Source organism: Ruegeria sp. CF1 (assembly GCF_056537445.1).
This window is the reverse complement of the sequence record NZ_JBQFRN010000007.1, coordinates 19,625-37,825: the sequence shown is the minus strand read 5'-3', so window position 1 is coordinate 37,825 and position 18,201 is coordinate 19,625. Positions and strand designations below refer to the sequence as shown.

24 protein-coding genes are annotated in these 18,201 nt (G+C 53.1%); 10 read left to right on the top strand and 14 right to left on the bottom strand.

Annotated features, from left to right (window positions below; genetic code table 11):
- Positions 1-9 precede the first annotated feature (9 nt).
- From ACRZ96_RS13355 to ACRZ96_RS13310, 10 genes are all read right to left on the bottom strand, one after another.
- Positions 10-1,134 (bottom strand): cytochrome-c peroxidase, encoded by a 1,125-nt coding sequence (locus tag ACRZ96_RS13355; protein ID WP_480814727.1) that lies wholly within the window; start codon positions 1,132-1,134, stop codon positions 10-12.
- Complete coding sequence (locus ACRZ96_RS13350; protein ID WP_170392793.1) at positions 1,131-1,436, bottom strand: hypothetical protein; 306 nt, start codon at positions 1,434-1,436, stop codon at positions 1,131-1,133. Before ACRZ96_RS13350 ends, ACRZ96_RS13355 begins: the two co-directional genes overlap by 4 nt.
- 68 nt (positions 1,437-1,504) lie before the next feature.
- Positions 1,505-2,311, bottom strand: coding sequence for an amidohydrolase (locus tag ACRZ96_RS13345; protein WP_170636303.1), 807 nt, complete (start codon positions 2,309-2,311; stop codon positions 1,505-1,507).
- A 21-nt stretch (positions 2,312-2,332) separates the two neighbouring features.
- The gene (locus tag ACRZ96_RS13340) at positions 2,333-3,199 is read right to left on the bottom strand and encodes a dioxygenase family protein (protein WP_170597623.1); all 867 of its coding nucleotides are present in this window, start codon (positions 3,197-3,199) and stop codon (positions 2,333-2,335) included.
- A 10-nt stretch (positions 3,200-3,209) separates the two neighbouring features.
- Complete coding sequence (locus ACRZ96_RS13335; protein WP_480814726.1) at positions 3,210-4,514, bottom strand: TRAP transporter large permease; 1,305 nt, start codon at positions 4,512-4,514, stop codon at positions 3,210-3,212.
- Complete coding sequence (locus ACRZ96_RS13330) at positions 4,511-5,062, bottom strand: TRAP transporter small permease subunit (RefSeq protein ID WP_170392797.1); 552 nt, start codon at positions 5,060-5,062, stop codon at positions 4,511-4,513. Before ACRZ96_RS13330 ends, ACRZ96_RS13335 begins: the two co-directional genes overlap by 4 nt.
- A gap of 30 nt (positions 5,063-5,092) precedes the next feature.
- Positions 5,093-6,166 carry a C4-dicarboxylate TRAP transporter substrate-binding protein gene (locus tag ACRZ96_RS13325; RefSeq protein WP_480772082.1) on the bottom strand — a complete coding sequence of 358 codons (1,074 nt, stop codon included), beginning with the start codon at positions 6,164-6,166 and terminating at the stop codon, positions 5,093-5,095.
- A gap of 35 nt (positions 6,167-6,201) precedes the next feature.
- Positions 6,202-6,657: an OsmC family protein gene (locus ACRZ96_RS13320; protein WP_480772081.1), complete on the bottom strand. Its 456-nt coding sequence runs from the start codon at positions 6,655-6,657 to the stop codon at positions 6,202-6,204.
- Positions 6,658-6,675: 18 nt separating this feature from the next.
- The gene (locus ACRZ96_RS13315) at positions 6,676-7,341 is read right to left on the bottom strand and encodes a malonic semialdehyde reductase (protein WP_480772080.1); all 666 of its coding nucleotides are present in this window, start codon (positions 7,339-7,341) and stop codon (positions 6,676-6,678) included.
- Positions 7,338-8,222, bottom strand: coding sequence for a fumarylacetoacetate hydrolase family protein (locus ACRZ96_RS13310; RefSeq protein ID WP_480772079.1), 885 nt, complete (start codon positions 8,220-8,222; stop codon positions 7,338-7,340). Before ACRZ96_RS13310 ends, ACRZ96_RS13315 begins: the two co-directional genes overlap by 4 nt.
- 84 nt (positions 8,223-8,306) lie before the next feature.
- Between ACRZ96_RS13310 and ACRZ96_RS13305 the strand changes: the two genes are divergently transcribed.
- The 4 genes from ACRZ96_RS13305 (at position 8,307) to ACRZ96_RS13290 (ending at position 10,138) form a co-directional block, all read left to right on the top strand.
- A complete protein-coding gene (locus ACRZ96_RS13305; RefSeq protein WP_480615703.1) occupies positions 8,307-8,693 on the top strand; it encodes a YciI family protein in 387 nt (128 codons plus the stop codon).
- Positions 8,694-8,744: 51 nt separating this feature from the next.
- Positions 8,745-9,401: a GntR family transcriptional regulator gene (locus tag ACRZ96_RS13300; RefSeq protein WP_480814725.1), complete on the top strand. Its 657-nt coding sequence runs from the start codon at positions 8,745-8,747 to the stop codon at positions 9,399-9,401.
- Positions 9,402-9,736: 335 nt separating this feature from the next.
- Positions 9,737-9,904: a malonyl-CoA decarboxylase N-terminal domain-containing protein gene (locus ACRZ96_RS13295; RefSeq protein ID WP_480707310.1), complete on the top strand. Its 168-nt coding sequence runs from the start codon at positions 9,737-9,739 to the stop codon at positions 9,902-9,904.
- Between the two features lie 54 nt (positions 9,905-9,958).
- A complete protein-coding gene (locus tag ACRZ96_RS13290; RefSeq protein WP_480707308.1) occupies positions 9,959-10,138 on the top strand; it encodes a malonyl-CoA decarboxylase domain-containing protein in 180 nt (59 codons plus the stop codon).
- A gap of 123 nt (positions 10,139-10,261) precedes the next feature.
- Here the strand turns inward: ACRZ96_RS13290 and ACRZ96_RS13285 are convergent, their stop codons facing one another.
- Both ACRZ96_RS13285 and ACRZ96_RS13280 read right to left on the bottom strand, forming a co-directional pair.
- Positions 10,262-10,648 (bottom strand): ectoine synthase, encoded by a 387-nt coding sequence (locus ACRZ96_RS13285; protein WP_480707306.1) that lies wholly within the window; start codon positions 10,646-10,648, stop codon positions 10,262-10,264.
- Positions 10,649-10,659: 11 nt separating this feature from the next.
- Positions 10,660-11,385, bottom strand: a complete 726-nt coding sequence (locus tag ACRZ96_RS13280; RefSeq protein WP_480814769.1) for an SDR family oxidoreductase — start codon at positions 11,383-11,385, stop codon at positions 10,660-10,662.
- 136 nt (positions 11,386-11,521) lie between these two features.
- Here ACRZ96_RS13280 and ACRZ96_RS13275 point away from each other — a divergent pair, with 136 nt between their 5' ends.
- The gene (locus tag ACRZ96_RS13275; protein ID WP_480814724.1) at positions 11,522-12,400 is read left to right on the top strand and encodes a LysR substrate-binding domain-containing protein; all 879 of its coding nucleotides are present in this window, start codon (positions 11,522-11,524) and stop codon (positions 12,398-12,400) included.
- Between the two features lie 332 nt (positions 12,401-12,732).
- On the opposite strand, the gene ACRZ96_RS13270 is transcribed toward ACRZ96_RS13275, so the two are convergent.
- Complete coding sequence (locus ACRZ96_RS13270) at positions 12,733-13,119, bottom strand: excinuclease ABC subunit A (RefSeq protein ID WP_480814723.1); 387 nt, start codon at positions 13,117-13,119, stop codon at positions 12,733-12,735.
- A 329-nt stretch (positions 13,120-13,448) separates the two neighbouring features.
- Here ACRZ96_RS13270 and ACRZ96_RS13265 point away from each other — a divergent pair, with 329 nt between their 5' ends.
- Positions 13,449-13,637, top strand: a complete 189-nt coding sequence (locus ACRZ96_RS13265) for a hypothetical protein (protein ID WP_170424798.1) — start codon at positions 13,449-13,451, stop codon at positions 13,635-13,637.
- A 253-nt stretch (positions 13,638-13,890) separates the two neighbouring features.
- On the opposite strand, the gene ACRZ96_RS13260 is transcribed toward ACRZ96_RS13265, so the two are convergent.
- On the bottom strand, positions 13,891-14,454 hold the full coding sequence (locus tag ACRZ96_RS13260) for a coiled-coil domain-containing protein (RefSeq protein WP_170395994.1): 564 nt from the start codon (positions 14,452-14,454) through the stop codon (positions 13,891-13,893).
- 31 nt (positions 14,455-14,485) lie between these two features.
- Between ACRZ96_RS13260 and ACRZ96_RS13255 the strand changes: the two genes are divergently transcribed.
- The 4 genes from ACRZ96_RS13255 (at position 14,486) to ACRZ96_RS13240 (ending at position 17,848) form a co-directional block, all read left to right on the top strand.
- Complete coding sequence (locus ACRZ96_RS13255) at positions 14,486-15,061, top strand: hypothetical protein (protein ID WP_170609900.1); 576 nt, start codon at positions 14,486-14,488, stop codon at positions 15,059-15,061.
- A gap of 134 nt (positions 15,062-15,195) precedes the next feature.
- Positions 15,196-15,822, top strand: a complete 627-nt coding sequence (locus ACRZ96_RS13250; RefSeq protein ID WP_480814722.1) for a PepSY domain-containing protein — start codon at positions 15,196-15,198, stop codon at positions 15,820-15,822.
- A 38-nt stretch (positions 15,823-15,860) separates the two neighbouring features.
- Positions 15,861-16,520 (top strand): response regulator transcription factor, encoded by a 660-nt coding sequence (locus tag ACRZ96_RS13245; protein WP_170395997.1) that lies wholly within the window; start codon positions 15,861-15,863, stop codon positions 16,518-16,520.
- Entirely contained in the window at positions 16,520-17,848 is a 1,329-nt protein-coding gene (locus ACRZ96_RS13240; protein ID WP_480814721.1) for a sensor histidine kinase, read from the top strand. The genes ACRZ96_RS13245 and ACRZ96_RS13240 overlap by 1 nt, the downstream gene beginning before the upstream one ends.
- Positions 17,849-18,201 lie beyond the last annotated feature (353 nt).

Sequence of the window (18,201 nt, the reverse complement as noted above, 5' to 3'; positions counted from 1 at the left end):
AGTGCTTTATTAAGAATCCTTGGAGAGCGTGACCAAAAACGCAACTAAGTCTGCAATCTCCTGCTCAGACAAATTCAATTCCGAAAGAATGGCTTCACCATCGGCGTGCAGCCTTTCAGTATCAATTTTGCTGTAATGCCGTATCACAGATTTCAGATCACCTAAGCTGCCGTCATGCATGTAAGGAGCGGTTTCAACCACTCCCCGCAGGCTGGGCGTCCGAAAGGTCCCAAAATCAGAATGGCTCCTGCGTACATTTCGAACGGCCCAGGCACCTTTCTTTTCTGGATCGTCGTTCCAGTCGCCGTCCAATGTGTAGGGGCTTGAGAGTAAAATGTTCAATCCTCCGAACCGACCTTGGTCAACCTCGGTTTCATTCAGAAAATATGGCACACCAGCGTCATGGAACTCGTTGTTGGAAAACCTCGGACCGTTGTGGCAAAATACGCATTTCCCGCGCCCTAAAAAGAGCTGAAGACCTCGCTGAGCTGCTTCGGGGTATTCCTTAGCCGCAGCAATATCTCGGCGCTCCAAAGCATCGCGAAAATCGTCAAATATCGTCCGGTCGGTGGCTAAGGTCTCTAAGTAAGCAGAAAGAGCTTTTGCAGTATTCACCAGAAAAAGTTCAGGGCTTTGATCCTGGAGGTGACCAAATATGGCTTCAAAATCATCAATGTAGGTACTTTCAGAGATAACTATCTTTAGGCTTTCGGCACTATGCGCCATCTCTTGTTCTTCGATGATCGGATGCAGGCTGGCTGCCCAAAGATTATCGCTTTTGCCGCCCCAACCATACCAGCGCAGCCCGGCAAGGTTTCGCAGTGATGGTGTGTTTCGATTTAACAAATCACGACCGAGTGCCCGCGCCTCCGGCGTCGTAAATGCCTGTTCAGGATCATGACAACTTGCACAGGAAAATGCACCATCGACCGACAACACCGGATCGTTGAATAAAGCCTGTCCGAGCTTGATTGCCGTGGCGTCTTTGGAAAATCTATTGCTTGGATCCGGCTGGAAGGATGGTGGCCACGGCCCAAAGGACAACGTTTGTTCAATTTCGTCTTCGGTCAACAAGACATCTGCACGTACTGCCCCGGTCAGAAAAATTAGCGCAGCTGTCATCCACAGCTTCATTTCAGCGCAATTTCTGACGTGTAGAAAACCGATTGGCCACTGACGTCGACATCGATTTGCAGCTCCCACAAACCCGGCATGTGAAACAACATATCATCAATTCGGAACACTCCGCCGTCCAATGCGGTAACCTTGGGAGTATAGTTCATACCATGTTGATGAGCGGGCATGATTGCATCCACACGCATTTGGCCCACAGCAGTTTCACTACAAACTGAAACCAACACCGAAAACGGTTGGGCCAACGGAATTTCGTCGACCGTCAGATAAACCTTGGGTGCGTTTTGAACTTCCGAATTCATGCGTTGCCCCGTCGCTTCACAAGCAACCGCCGCGCTGGACCATATAAGAAACCAAGCAGCGCAGTGGGTCATTCTGATACCAGCAAACGTTCTGCGTTAGCAAAGGCAATGTTGTCTGCGATCTGGTCCGGCAGCAAATCCAACCATTCACGCGAAAAATCGGCATGAGGGCCTACGTAGTACCAACGTTCAGGTGCGAACGTATCCGTACCGACCATGAACCTATCGGGATGGGCTTGGAACGCAGCCCTCCAATCCGGGTCGACACGGCCTCGCGAAACCATGTCCGAACGAAATGCCAGATCGGCCCATAGCCCGGGATAGATGTCTAGCGCATCGACCACACTGGCTGGATCGTCAAACCCAGAATGGGCCCACAATACCCGAGCTTCCGGCCATGTTTCGAAGATCAAATCAACGGCCTCGCGATCACCATGGTGGTGCAGGATTAGGTTCCGCTCTTTCGCCAGTGCAATCATACGTTGGATGACCGGCGTTTTGATGTCATCTCCGTAAGCGTGAAACTCGCCGATGGCCTCGTAGTTGTTTTTTGCCAGGTTTGTTTCCAGATACTCGATTACAGTTTCATCGTGCATCCAGGTGTTGATCTCACCGCGACGACGATAAGGGCGAAGCGCCGGAACAACGATGTCCGGTGCCACTGCCAACAATAGCTGAGTGCCATTGTCATCCGAGCTGGAAATCAGCGCTTTACGCACGCCTGCATCTCGAAGGATTTCGGCCACCTGTTCAGGCGGAACCAGTTTGACAGCATCGTGGCTGTAGTGAATATGTGCGTCAAAGATCGGTCGCTGTTCTGCGACGGCGGTATTGCAAAATAACGCTGCACTTAAAATGGAGATATGTTTCAGCACCTCAAGCCTCCTCAATATCATTCAGACCCTGGCAAGCGTCACGTCGAAATTCACGTGCAAGAAAGGTTCGGCAATCTTACCAGAAAGCTCCATGCCATCGGGAAATTCTGATGCAGGTCGTTCAACATATGTCATTACCAGATCGTCCCGAACGCCAAAGACAGTATCCTGATCTAAATAGGGATCATTGTCCGGAAAAATCTCCGTCACGAGTGAGCGATACCCGGGGGCTTTGACGATAAAGTGCAAGTGTGAGGGCCTCCATGGATGGCGACCACAAGCGCGCAGAATATCACCGACTGGCCCGTCAGACGGCACGGTGTATTCAACTGGTTTAACTGTGGTGAACGCATATCTGCCATCATCGCCAACTGACATCAGCCCGTGGAAAGAATAGGTGTCCTGTTCTTCATCTTGACTGGCGTAGAGGCCGTTGGGTGCCGTTTGCCAGATATCCAGTTCTGCCCCGGCAATCGGATGACCTTCGGTATCGCGGATCACGCCCTCTGCAAGTAGAACCGGCCCGCCGTAGTGACGCTTCATATCGCCACCGATTGGCAGCGGGGGGGCGCCCGAGACGTGAAATGGACCTAAAACGGACGAACTGGTCGCATCGGCACTGGAATGCAGCATATCAACCAATGACGACAGGCCCAACACGTCCGAGGCCAGCACGAATTCATGCCTATCCTCGGTTTCCACCGCAGCGCAGCCTTCCAGAAACGCAATCCCGGCCCGCCACTCGTCATGCGTCAGGTTGGTTTCCCGCGCAAAGTCGTGGAGGTGTTTGACCAGGGAGCCCATGATTTCACGCATCCGTGGATCAGTATCTTTTGACAGGTACCCCATGAAGACGTCGGTGATATTGTCTTTGGTGACAGAGCGCATCTTGTCCTCCTTAAATCAGGGCAAGGCTGAGGATCGGGAACTCGATCAGAATGAACAGAACGATCAGCATCACGAACGCAAAGGGAAGTGCGCCCATGAACACGTCCTTAAGTGATATGCGGTCATCGTTAATCGTGGATTTGATAACGAAGCAGGATATACCCAAAGGTGGTGTCAAAAGACCGATCTCAGCCCCGACCACGGTGATAATGCCAAACCAGATCAGCGACATATCAAGCGCTTCGGCCATGGGCAGGAACAGCGGTACCACAATCAGAATGATCGACGCGGTGTCGAGCAATGTTCCCAGAAATAGCATCAACAGAACATAGAGCAGCATGATCGACCAGAAAGATGCGGAATTCCCCGCAAGCAGATCCTGTAGTTGATTGGGCAGCCCGGCCAGCCCCAGCATGCGGCTGTAGATTGAAGCGGCCGTGATCAGGAACAGGATCGCGGCTGTGATGTGACCGGTTTCCAGCAACGCGTCCCAGAATGCGCGTGGAGACATCGACTTACGGGCAACCGCGATGATTAGCGCAACGAGAGCTCCGGCGGCCCCTGCTTCTACGGCAGTCAACCAACCTGTGTAGATACCACCAAGGACGATGGAAATGATGAACAGTGTCGGCAGTGTTTTGGAGGCTATCTCGCGCCCTGACATCCACTCGGTGTCTTCGACAACGCGGCCACCGACGAATGCTGGGGTGAAACGACCCATAACCCAAATCGCGCCTACATAAGCGATCGCCAGCATGATCCCCGGAATAACCCCCGCAAGGAACATGTCCCCCACAGATTGCTCGGCGACAAAGGAATAGATGATCAGCATCGCCGAGGGCGGGATGATCATCCCCAAAACCGAAGACCCGGCGACCACGCCAACAGCAAAGCGTGGGTTATAAGCCTGCGCCATCATCTGCGGGACCGAGACCTTGGTGAACACGGATGCGGAGGCTATTGACGACCCAGTCACTGCGGCAAAGACGGCGTTGGCTCCAACGGTTGCCATACCGATACCGCCTTTGACCTTGCGAAATCGCATGGTCATGACTTCGTAGATGTCCCTGCCCAACCCGGCTTTTGAGACAATGAGCCCCATGAAAGTAAACAATGGGATGGTTGCAAAGCTGTATTCCATCGCGCTGTCGCCGACCGCCACTTTCAGCAGGTTGAGCGCAAGCGTGAAATTGTCCCGCATCAGCCAGATCGACACGAACGAGACCACGCCCAATGCGATGGGAATGTAAACGCCTGCGTAAATCAGAAAGACGATGGCTATGACCGAGATCAGGCCAATCTCAATCGGCGTCATTCTGCGGCCTCGTCATGTTCAGGTGCACGAATTAGATGCGGGCGGTCCTGCGCCGTGACAACCTTGAGAAGGAAGATCACGCAGGCAAGCGCAGTACCGCACGCGATGACCAGTTTGACCGGCCACCATGGCAGAGTGAAAAGACCCGGAACTCCGAAGTAGTCCTGTGTCTCCCACATATGCAGGAACTCGGGAAAGGTTACATAAGCAATCAGACCCATGAAGATTGCGGAGATGGCATTGATAATGCGCCTCAGGTTGGCCGTTAGCCCAGGACGGCGGTGGTGTAGCAGGTTCAGAAACCCGTCCGAGCGCGTCAGCCGATCCACTCTGACTACGTCGGCCAGCTGCAAAAAAACGATCATCACGACCGAAAATTGCACCATTTCATAGGTGCCACGCAGAGGTGCCGAAAACAGACCGCGCGCAATGACGTCGACATTCAGAATGACCACCAACGCAAGGACGACAAGCGTACCCAATGCGTTGGCGGCGATAGCAAGCGAATTGGCGACCCGCGACAAGCCAGCAACTGCGGTCTTCAGCATGAAAGGCCCCTTTCGTGGATCGCCAGACTATTACTCGGCTGTCCAGTCACGCACTCCGGTAAAACCGGCGTCCTGCAGCTTGCCGAGATAAGCGGCCAGTATCGCGTCGCCTTGTTCACCGTTCTCATTCAGTGTGGCTGCCCATTCCTGTGCTACATTTGGCATTGCGTTGGCCCAGGCCGCTCGGTCTTCGTCCGAAACTTCGACAATCGTCCCGCCGGCTTCGGTGTATGCGTCCCTTGAGGCCGCAGCCCGGTCCATAGCGATGCCAGCCACATGATCACGGTAGTCAATTGCGACGGCCTGCAGAACGCCTTTGACTTCATCCGGCAACTTTGCCCAATAGTCAGAATTCACTGTGATCGTCTTGGAGTTCACGGCACCCAAGTCAGCTTTGAGCATGTAGGGAGCCACTTCGGCGATCTTGAAGGTCTTGGCTGCTTCAGGCCACAGCATCGCACAATCAACAAGGCCGGTTTGCAGCATATTGTAGAAATCGGTCAGGCCACCACGAACCCCCGCGGCATCTTTGATACCTTCGAGATATCGGAGGTTCAGTCCCGCCCCTGCCACTTTTCGGCCTTCCAGATCAGAAACAGCCGAGACCGGCTCTGTACAAAAAACCTGATAAGTATCGAGCACTACACCGGTCGCCAGATAGACTTGGTTCTGCGCAGCGAACTCATTTTGCATCGCTGGGTATTCGCGCGCGATCTCATCCACGGCTTTGGCTACCGCGCGAGAGTCCGATGACACGAAGGGGGTCGACCCCGATATCCCCTGACTGGGCAACTTGGACGAATGGAAGATAGTTGTGACAATGCCGATGTCGCCAAGGCCAAGCTGGATCCCTTCCAGCACGCCCTTCGGCTTTACGATCGAACCGCCATAGTTCTCTTGCCAGTTCATCTTGTAGTTGCCGGAGTCGGCCAGCCGCTTGTCCACTTCTGGAATGAAGAAGTTGGAGAGTTCTTTCACCCACAAGGCCCGATCGGGATAGCCATCAATCACGACGGCGGAAATGGTCTCTTCTGCTGCAAGAGGCAACGCCATGGTGCCTGCCAGAGCAAATCCCATTAGGCTGCGTTTAGTCCAGTTTTTCATTTCTCTCCTCCCAGAAAGTCGGGTCCTGTCGATTTTTATTGGTTGGTTTTGACCCAGTTGACGGTCAGGTCCGTGCCTGCCGCTTGAAACAGTTTTGCGATGGCGCAATACTTGGCTGTCTCCTCGCCCACGCGTGTCAGCTCCTCCTGACTGGCGGGCGTATCGCAATTCACAGTGAGTTCGATTTCGGGAAACGGAACATCGATCTCCTCTTCCATCAGGACACCGCGCCGATCCAGCCTGCATTTCGCGTCGATTTTCACGGTGCCAAGATCAATTCCCAAACGGTGCGCATTCTTGTGCCCGATGACATTCGTGCAGGCGATCAAAGCAGCCATTGCGGTTTCGGTCGGAGACGGGCCAAGATTTGTTCCGCCTCGTTCCACGGGCTCGTCGATAATCACGTCCAGATCGCGAATTGGGATCTCGGTTCGCGCGTGTGTCGGGCATTGAGCTGTCGTACGGTAGGTTACGACAGGTTTGACTTTCATCGCCACAGGGTCACCTCCTCATGCATAAGAGCAAACCTTTTCGAATGAGAAGCGAGGCAGCTTGTGAAACAATCCTGTTTCGTCTGCGTAGCCCAGGTTGCAAAGAAAGTTCGACTTGAGCGTCGTACCTGCGAAGAATTCCTCGTCGACGACCTTGTTTGAAAAGCCAGACATGGCGCCGACGTCCAACCCGACCGCACGCGCGGCGATCATGAAGTAAGCGCCCTGAAGCGTTCCATTGCGAAACGCTGTATCGGCTACATATTCGGGATTATTTTCGAAAAGTGACCGTCGATCTTCGTGCGGGAAAAGAAAAGGTAATTCCTTCCAGAAGTCCATGTCATAAGCAATGATCGCAGTGACCGGCGCATCCATCATCTTTGGCACGTTCTTCGGCTTTAACGACTTGGCTAGGCGCTCTTTTCCTTCCGCACTTTTAACGAAAACGAAGCGGGCGGGCAGCGTGTTCATGCTGGTCGCGCCGTTGATCGTGATGTCATAGATCTCTTCAAGCAATTCGTTAGAAACAGCTTTGTCGGTCCAGGCGTAATGAGATCTGGATTCGCGGAGGATCAGAGCAATTGCGTCGTCTGAAAGACGTGGGATGCGCTCGCGCAGATCGCGATGATCTTGCTGCGCCTTTGCGCGAAGTGCCTCCAGCTCTGCCCCGGTTGGTGCGCTCATGCTGCGGCCACCTTAGTCTCGGCGTCCTTTTCGTCGATGACGGGGCTGGCGCATATGCCGATGCCCTCAATCTCGACCTCGACGGTTTCACCCGGCTTCAACCAACGTGGATTGGGCTTTTTGGCGTGACCAACACCCGGCGGCGTACCCAACGCAATCAGATCACCGGGTTCGAGAGTGGTATATTCCGAGATCGTGGCGATGACCTGAGGGACCCCCCAGATCATGTTGGCGGTGTTCGAGCTTTGCAGGGTTTCGTCCCCCACTCGGCTTTCGATTTTCAGGCCGGATGCTCCCTCCGGCAAGTCTTCCGGCGTTACGGTGAAAGGGCCGATCGCGCCTGTGTCATCGAAGTTTTTGCCGGGCGTCCATTGAACGGTTTTACGCTGGTAATCCCTCAGCGACCCGTCGTTAAACACGGTGTAGCCGAAGACATAATCCAATGCGTCCTCTTCCGAGATATGACGGCCGCGTTTTCCAACGATCAGCATAAGCTCGGCTTCGTAGTCGAGTTTCTCGGAACAGGTCGGCCGCACCATAGGTTGCCCTGCCGCCATGATCGAATTCTTCCCACGCATAAACAGCGTCGGATACTCCGGGATATCATACCCGCCTTCCTTGATGTGGTCCGTGTAGTTCAACCCCATGCAAATGATCGTTCCGGGAGCGGCAACGGGCAATGCCGGAGTGATGGAAGACACGGGCACACTGCCTGCCGCGTCAATTTTGGGGGCAAGTGAGTCGGCCAGTTCAGGCTCGGCTATCAAACCCATCAAATCCGAACCGATTGCAGGGTGCAAAGCCGTTAGATTCACTGCATTTTCGCCGTTTACAGCAAAAACCGCTGTGCCATCCAAAGTCTCTCCCACCAGGTATTTCATTTTCACCATCCATGTCAGTTCACTTGATTTTTGCCGACTATTTTGCAATATGTCAAATAATATCGATATTTTTGGAGGACGCAAATGGTTGCCTGGGCGAACTACAAATCAGAAGCAAAAAGCCGTGGTGCACTTGCTTTGGAACTCTACGTAGTACTCAGCACGCCTGCCAAAAAACCCGAAGATGTAAAGGCGTCGCTACCTGACCACCTGGCCTATCAGGCACAGCTTGAACGCGCGGGACAGCTGGCTTTTGCAGGGCCAATGTCGGATGAGACTGGTGAGCACATGCAAGGAATGGGCCTGATTATCTATCGTGCTGACAGTCTTGAGGCTGCCCGAAAACTGGCCGAGGACGATCCGATGCACCAAAGCGGTGCGCGCGAATTTGAACTTCGGCGCTGGATGATCAACGAAGGCTCGCTGAGCCTTTCAGTTGGCCTATCGACTGGAACGAGTGCCCTCAGTTAAGAGCAATCAAAAGTTTTGCCGCGAACAAAGGAACGGTCGGATATGGACGCCATGCTTGATACTGAGGGCAAAGAGACATCAGCCACGCATGGCGCGTATCGAAGGCTGCGCGACATGATCTTGACCGGAGAATTACCTCCGGGACAAAAACTCAAGATCGAGCAGCTTCGGGGGCTTTTGGACACCGGCGCTAGTCCGGTTCGCGAAGCGCTTAGCCTTTTGACATCGGACATGTTGGTCGAGCGGATTGATCAGCGCGGATTTCGCGCAGCACCAGTCAGCAAATGTAATTTCGAAGAAATACTTCTGTTGCGCTGCAACCTTGAGGAAACCGCGTTGCGCGCCTCTATCACCAACGCGGATGAGGCCTGGGAAGATCGGCTTGTTTTGCGTCACCATCATATGAAAAAGGCCGGCCAGAACGGCGCGCGTGACTTTGAAGACGCTCACAAGGCGTTTCATATGGCCTTGTTGGACAATTCGAATCTGCCGTTGCTTATGCGGTATTGCTCGCAGCTTTACGACCTGAACATTCGCTATCGCTATCTGGCGGCTGGCGGTTCGAGCTACAAGAAGCGGGACATTGCCGCTGAGCACCAGCAAATCTTGGACGCCGCACTGAACCACGACGCGGACAGCGCAACTCGGCACCTGGTTGATCACTATCGTCGAACAGGCGAATACCTGAGTAGTCAGATGGAGCCCTGAAATGCAGCGGGATTGGTTTCTAGGTGACCTATTAAACCAACTGCTAGACCGTCCTGACAAAACGTGAGCCAAGGATGATAAACGATCCATTGCCTAGTTATTTGAGCGCTTCTGTCCGCAGACCGTGAAGTATCGGGTTTCACGATGGTGTCTACGATTCTTGATCGCTTCCAAACTCTGGATGATGCGGAGAAACTAAACTTATTTGCCTGTTTGAAGAGCTATCTAGAGCTAGACGCCGATCAGCTTTTCCAAACGGCGCGCCGCTACGACACTGATCGAAGTGTGAGTCTTTATAAAGGCTTAGTGAAGTTTCAGGGCCAAGGCGGCAAGAGTTGTTGCGACGGTTGAACCAGCCGTCTGGTGCGACGCAGGAACTTGTGGCCATGCGCGTCGACATGCTGCGCTTTCTCCAATCCAACCCGGAACTCAAGCGAACAGATATTTATTTCGTCCATTTGTTTTGCAGCCGATTCAATTTAGGCTTCTTTGTCCTAAGGTAAATCAGCCGGGATAGCCCCGCCCGTTTTCTTGACAAGATCGTCGCCTATGAGGCGATGCACGAGATCAACGATCTGGACGATTTGGGGCGAATGCGCTATCCGCCAGATTGTCGTTATTTTGCGGCCTTTCATCCTGCGTTCCCAGAGGCGCAACTGATATTCGTTGAGGTCGCTCTTACTGCTGTTATCCCAGATACGATTGACACGCTTCTATCAACGCTGCTGCGACACTAACCACGGCCAAGAAAGGCAGCAAAGTAATGTTAGCCGGTTTACCGTTCTGTTTTTACTGCTTGTTGCCGCTTTCAATTACGCCCTTGCGACCGGATTTTGTTTTTCTGCTAATAGCTGCCCCGGTTAGGTTCCCGGGCCGTAGCTTCCGTCTTCGCGGTGCACTTCACGCCCGCTGAGCGGTGGAGTGAAGACACAGACAAGCCTCAGGTCGGCCTTTGTGGCTTGCACCACATGCCTGTCATGTTGATCCAACGCGTAAAGGGTGAATGGCACAAGGGCATGCCAGGTTTCATCGTCGGCTGCTCTGATCCTGCCCTTACCCTCGATACAATAGCACGCCTCCAGATGATGGGTGTATTCAAGCTCCAACTCTGCACCCCGGTTGATGAGTGTGTCAGTGAGCGTGAACTCCATACCATCTGAGGCCAGAAGCAGCCGTCTGCTGTTCCAGCCCGGGCCAAAGACGTCCCGCTCTGTTCCAAGAATATCTTTGAGTGCTCTGACAATCATTTCACTGTTCTCTATCGGACCGCGCGGTTCATGCCTCCGTCAGACAGTATGCTCTGGCCGTTGATATAGCGAGCTCCTTCGCTGGCGAGAAACACGCAAGCTTGTCCAATTTCTTCGAACGTTGCGGGCCGCTGAGCGGGGATTTCCCGGCGAGCCTGTTCGGACAGGTTCACGTTCTCGCAGAACCCCGGCAGCAGGTTGTTCATGCGAATATTGTGCCGTGCATATCGGTCCCCGTAAAGCTTTGAGAAACTATGCAATGCTCCACGCAGCATGCTCATGGGATAGGGCGCACGTGGCTCGATTGTGTTCATGGATGAGATATTAACGAATGCACCACCGCCTTGTTCGATCAGAATGGGCGTGACGATACGGGCGATCTTGACGACATTTAGCACATACATGTCCAGACTTTCGTGCCATAACTCGTCGCTGAGTTCCAAAAGCGGTCCGTCAAAGTCAGGATCGAAGCCAACGGTTTTGATGGCCTCAGGCACGGATCCGCCATGCCCCATGTTACTGACAATGGCATCAATCCGGCCGTACTCGCGCATAGTGTCGTCAACCAACGCCTGCAGATCATCCGCATCAAGAACCGAGCCTCGACGGCCAATGCCGCCAAGCTCTTCCGCCAACGCTAACGAACGATTGGACGGGGACATTAAAGAGAGTTTGTAGCCGGCTTTAGCCATTTCAACGGCGCACCCTCGGCCGATGCTTTGCCCCGTACCTGTCATGAGCGCAACTTTGAAAGCTGACATGTGACCTTCGTCCAAATAAACCCGTGAGATTTCTTAGAGTCGCCCCGTTATAACTCTTTGTAACCAATAAATCCTATCGATTTTATTTGATAAGCCTGTTAGTTTTTCTCACATGTCGAAAAGCCTTAGACATCTTCGCGCCCTTCAGGCCTTTGACGAGACCGCGACACATTCCAGCCTGACCAAGGCAGCGGGCGTGTTGAACGTAACGCATGGGGCGATCAGCCGGCAGATCAAATTGCTGGAGCAGCATCTTGGCGTAACGCTCTTCCACCGCCACCCCAATGGCGTAAATCTTACAGACGCCGGGGAACGCCTGCATCAATCAACGCGTGGAGCGTTTTCTGCGTTGCAGATGGGCGTGATAGAGGTGAGACGCCTTCATCAACGCCAGTCGATCACAGTGTCTTTGTCGACGTCCCTGGCCCTGAAGTGGCTTGTGCCATTGCTGAGTTTGTTTCAGCAAGAGCACCCGGAAATTGCGCTATTGCTGGATACAAATGATACCTTTGCAGATTTCGACAGGTCCGATGTCGACGTTGCGTTAAGGTTTGGAGAACCCGGTTGGGATGGGCTTTATCATGAGCAAATCAGACAAGAGGAATTGATCGTCGTCGCTGCACCAACGCTCGTCGAAAAATCACAGCTTCCGATGCGCGCCGAGGATGTGGCAAACTTCCCATTGTTGCATGACAACTTCAACGCAGGTTGGGACAGTTGGATCATACAAGTTGGGCTGGACGCGGATCACATTAAGGCGCGGAACATCAATTTTGTGGACAGCGCCGTCCTTCTAGAAGCGGCGATCGACGGCCAAGGCGTCGCCTTGGCGAGACACCTCTTGGCGGAGAGAGACCTTAAGCTTGGCCGGCTAATTCGCTTGGACGAAAGCCGCGTTCCATTGAACCGGGGCCTCTACTTAGTTTGTCGCCCAGGAGATCAAGATCGGGTCACAGTAAGAGCCTTCAAGAATTGGCTGATGTCTATTTAGAGCTTGGGCTATTTTGATGGCAGCAAAAACGGCCCCTGGTTCGTGTGTCACACATACCCATTTTGCAACTCATCTAATGTGCCCAACAGATTTGTAGTCGATGTACCGTCCAATAAACCGCAAACATCTCTGAACGGATGTATTGCGAAGCGATCTCTAGTTGAATGATCAGCTCGCTTACGGACCAAACGAAACACTACTTCAATAGCCAGATAGCAGTAATTGATCCTTCACGCGAAGAATGTCAGTTTCTACCCCCCCACACCTTTGACTGCCGCAATCCAACCGAATGGCGGCAAAGAGAGATGCAAGTAAGTGAACGATAACATCTATCAATTCAGAATGTCGGCGATTGCCCCTATCAGGTTCAGCACTTCATGTGTTTCACGGTTTACTTCGTAAACATAATCTCCGGCACGCACGTAATATCCGTTGCGCCGTAGTCCCCAACGGCTGGGATCATCAATGCGGACATACCCATCATAGATGTAATCGCCACGTCGATATTTCTTTGCCTGTCCAGGCGGTACGCACGGGATTGCCTTTTTTGCCAAGCCCGGCGGACAATGTCCGGATTTGGATTTCACATGGATCGGCGAGGTAGCGCCGGTTCCGCTAACGTGCCCCGTGCTAAGGCTCCACAAGCTGACACTGGCGCTCGCAAATGACGCGCCTTGCACGGTCAGTGCCACCGCCAGAATCCCAACAATCTTTTTCATTCCCAGCGCCTTTTTCAGCTTCTTAGCTTAGATATGATCTTGAATGGGCCTTGGCGAGTTCATAAGCGAAGAGTTGCTTTCCGATGCAGCAGTTTGTTCACGAGCTGAAATCATCGGCTGCGATTGTCATCGCAAATTCAACTAAAGCACCAAAACAGGATGTTCTTCCTCCATCTGGTCGCCCGCCTATTCGTTTGTCTTTATTTCGCGAACAACATTAACTGAACGTGAACAATGTATTCTCAGAGTGTTCAAATAATCTCAGGCATAGTGATGGTGTTGGATCATTCGGGACGTTGTTCCATTTGATCGCTGACAAGGGGAAACGCATGATCAAGTCTGCCTTTGTGACTGAAGAGTCCAGCACAACAGCTGTGATGCAAACCTCCGGCAAAATCGCCGAAGAACGTTTGCCAACCACGACCAAATCGAGCAGTGGTCGCTTCCCTCCTATCGAAAATGCATTAACACAGATCGTCAAAAACAAGCGGCTTTCCGAGGCACATAACAACGTCTGAAGGCAGTTCAGCAGACCCCCACACAATTCCCGGTATTCGTCCTAGATATTGGAATTGAAAACTAAATCCCGCTCCAGTTATGGGGCGGGGTTTCTTTATTATGCCTTTGGGAAAAAGGGCGTAGCCTTTGATATGCAAAAGTATCCGGCCAGCTGCTACCCATTCTGTGAAGCCTTTGGCCGACCCGGGTTTCAGTACTTCCGTGAGTGGTCAGTACTGAGGGTTGATTGACGCAGAGAGTCGTTGTCTTTCGTTACAGACCCAACAGCACCTTTACCTCGTGTTCAACGGCGTCGGTCACGGGTTTGTTGGCGGCGGCTTCCAGGGCTTCCCGTTCGGTCAATTCCTGTTCCTCGACCTGGTCAGCCAGTTCTTGCACTTGTTCAGTCGCTTCTTCGTATTCGACGGCAGCCTGACGTTCATCGTTCAGGTCCTGCGCTGCTTCGATCGAAGAGTCCAAATCAGCGCGGGCTTCATCCAATTGCTCCTCAATCTCTGGGTCAGTTCCGCCTGCGTCTTCCAGAGCTTGTTCGAGATCCTCGACGCGTTCCTGGTTTTCCTGGACTTCACTCAACGCGGCTTCCAGGTCTTCTTCAATCTCAGGAACAGTCCGCTCCGGCGGCTCCAAGCCAGCGAGCTCTTCCAATTGTTCCTCAAGCTCTTCGCGCAAGGGTTCTCCGGCCAACACGGTATCTCGATAATTGGCAATTCGGCCTACGCGGGAATTGGGTGCTGCATTTTCTAATGCAGTTGCGCTGGCGTTGGCGGCATTGAGCGCCCCTAACTCAGACGGGTGGGCACCAAGAAGTGCCGCCATCTTGTTCCCCTTTTCCCTGACCGCTGGGCGAATGGACTCTTCGACAATTACTGTTTTCGAAGGCTTCTTGTACGTCCTGGGCTTTTGTTTGCTACCGCTGGTGGTCGAGCGTTTTCCAGATGTGGCAACCGTTCTCGACTTGCCTTTGCCGCTAAAGATATCCTTCAAGGAAAAACGACCGCCCTTGCCCAAAGCAGAGCGCGAAGATTTTGTCTTGGATTTACCGGTGTTTCGGCCACCAAGACTTTTGTCGGCACCTTTCTTTCCGCCTTTGTTACCGGCGAAACTGTGGTCATCACGATCTCCGCTGGCGGAGTTCCCTTTGCCACCGCTATTGCCTTTTCCGCCGCCGTTGCCTCCACCGTTTCCTTTATCGCCGCCTTTGCCGTTGCCTCCACCGTTACCCTTTCCACCGCCATTGCCTTTGCCCTCCTTTGCAAATGCAATATCCGGCACCGCAACGGTGGCTACGATGGCTGTAGATCCCAACAACGCGATTGCCAGGGTCGATGCTTTTAGCAGTCTCAAACTGGTGATTTTCATATCGACCTCCTCGGTGGAAATCAGCGGGTATCAGTTTTCTGAAACAACTCGCTATGTTCAATAGTCTCGATTCACGCACGAATCCCCAATGCTTCTTGCCATTTAACTTGAGGGTGCTTGAACGCAGGGCTAACTGCTTGTTCATCATCGGTTCATGTCGAAAGACGTAGTCTCTAGCCGCGAAATACGAGGACTTTCATGCGCGCGAAGGTGATCTTGGTGGTAGCAAGCCTGATTGTTGCTTTGCCTTTTAGGGAAGCGGCTGCCCAGACACGCGAGCTCAAGCAAGGTGAACTGCGCAAAGCGACCCTGACCGGGGACACCATTCGTTTGAAACGGGTTATCAAAGGTGTCGAAAAAGCCTATGGCGGCACCCCTGTCGATGCGCGCGCGTTTCAGGCTGATCAAATTTACTATCGTATTCTAGTCAAAAAGCCCGATGGAAAAATTGTCAGTGTCATTGTGGATGCACAGACCGGTACAGTCGTTTCCAATCGATCCAGTGTTGGGCGTCAAATATCGAAAGCAGCCCGTTCGAACCCCGCCAACGCCAACAACAGCCGCGACACCAACAGCAATCGTGGAGCTTCTGCGAGCCGTGGAAACAACGGCAAAAGCAGTGGCAATAGCAATGCTGGTGGAAACGGCGGTGGCAATGGCAACGGCGGTGGCAATGGCAATGGCGGCGGCAACGGCGGCGGCAATGGAGGTGGAAATGGTGGTGGAAACGGAGGAGGTAATAGCGGTGGTAACGGCAGCGGCAACAGCGGTGGAAACGGCGGCGGCAACTCTGGCGGGAACGGCAAGGGCAACGGTAAAAAATAGGGCTTAAACCAAAGCAGTTGTGACTGTAGTTTTTGAATATGAGAGTACTTCTGGCCGAAGATGAACCGCAGCTATGCGAGCAGATTAAGAAACTTCTTAGCGCAGAAGGCCGCGTGGTAGATGTGGCCAAGAATGGTACTGACGCCCTGCACCTGGGTGCGACCGAACCTTACGACATGATCATCCTCGACATCGGGTTGCCGGAACGCGACGGTATTTCTGTCCTGCGCGAATGGCGCAGCGCGGGCGTCAAGACACCCGTGTTGATCCTCACCGCCCGCGATGGGTGGAGCGAGCGCGTGGATGGTCTTGATGCAGGTGCTGATGACTACATGACGAAGCCATTTCACATGCCCGAGCTTGCCGCTCGTGTACGGGCCATCCTGCGCCGACAAAGCGGTCAGTTGAACCCGGTTATCGAAATGGGGGACGTTATGCTCGATACACGAAACGGTCGCGTCAGCGTGGGCGGCATTCCTGTTGATCTGACGGCGCAAGAGATCGCAGTTCTGACATACCTTGCCCACAACATCGGACGCATGGTGTCACGTACCGAGTTGTCAGAGCATATCTATGAATATGACGGTGACAGGGATTCGAACACCATTGCCGTCTTCATAACCCGGCTGCGAAAGAAACTGGGCTCTGACCTTATTACAACGGTCAGAGGACGCGGCTATATGATCGATACGGCCTGATGTTATCGCTGCGCCAACGCGCTTTGCTTGGCGGCCTTGCGACAGGCGCGCTTTCTGTCGGCGTCGGAACGTTGATTGTGTTTTCGTACATCAACACACGTGTTCTGGAACAATTCGACCAGACGCTACGTGACCGGCACACCCAACTCGTTGTCGGTTTGAGCGCAACGACGCATAACCCTGAGGCATTGCGCGAACTGATATTCGATCCAGCCTATGGAACGCCGTATTCAGGCAGATACTGGCAGGTTACCGATGGAAACGGGGCTACATTCACATCAGCCTCGCTCTTTGACGAGACAATTTCCGAACCTTTACGTGTGAGCGAAGAGGCAATCGTTTGGAACACCACAGGTCCGGACAGCGAAGCCGTTCGTAGCGCATATCAGAGAATCACATTCGAAGACGGAACCGAGTGGGGCGTAACGGTCGCCGAAAGCAAGCGAGAGCTGATAAGCGAACGCAGAGCAGCGCAAAACAACTTGCTACCGGTTTTTGGATTGGTTGGTTTGATTGGAGTTGCCGGTTCGTTGTTGTTGATGTCAGCAATTATCGGCCCCCTCAGGAAGTTGCGTGCAGATGTGGCGCATCGCTGGGACAAGGGAGATGACTTGATTCCGGAAGATTACCCAGAAGAGGTTTCGCCGCTTGTTGAGGACCTAAATAAATTGTTGCACAGGAATCGTGAAATTGTGTCTGGTTCTCGACGACAAGCTGCGGATCTGGCACATGCGCTCAAAACACCGACGACAATTCTCAGAAATGAACTGGCGACTTTGTCGGACGCGGGTGCAGATATCGAACCTGCAGATGACGCGTTAAATCGAATTGATGCTCAGCTAAAGCGCTCACTTGCGCGTTTGCGTGCGTCGAACACCGCAGAACTTACGCATTCACGAACTGACCTTACCAATTCCGTCAACAGGTTATCCAGACTGTTTTCGGTCATGGCGGAACGCGAAGGAAAATCTCTGACGACAGATTGCGAGGATGGGATTCAGGTTCGAATGGATACTCAGGACATCGAAGAGGTGATTGGAAACCTCCTCGACAACGCGCTCAAGTGGTGTCGGACAACAATTCACATCGCGGCAAAGCGTGTAGACGGCGGCATTGAGATTTGCATTGAGGATGACGGACAAGGAATTCCGGAGGATGCACTTGACGGAGTAGTTCGATCCGGAGGTCGGTTGGATACCTCTGTCAGCGGCACAGGATTGGGTTTGGCAATCTGTGTTGATCTGATGAACGCTTATGGTGGCAAACTGAAACTGGAGAAATCAGCGGACCTTGGCGGCTTGGCCTGCCGAGTACTTATATCAAGCTAAAGGTGGCCGCATCTGATTAGAAATAGTCGTTGATCGCAAGCAATCAAAAGACGACATTCGCCCGCAAAGTATCGATCGCTCAAGATCCAATCCATTGTCAGCTTTGAATTATCTCTGCACCTCTGCTGGTAGCGGGGCTATGGTAGTCCCAACGTCGCTATTGCACGAATTGCGGTTGTGGCTGCACGGCATCAAAATTGCCTAGTTTCGCAAGCGCTGAGCGATTTGACCACATCGAAGGGAAGCGCGAATGTCTCTAGGGATGTTAAGTGAAGCGATCTTTGGTTGAGTACCCGACATGCTGTCACATACCCTCGACAATGGCGGTTTGGGCCTCGGCATGTTCCTTAACG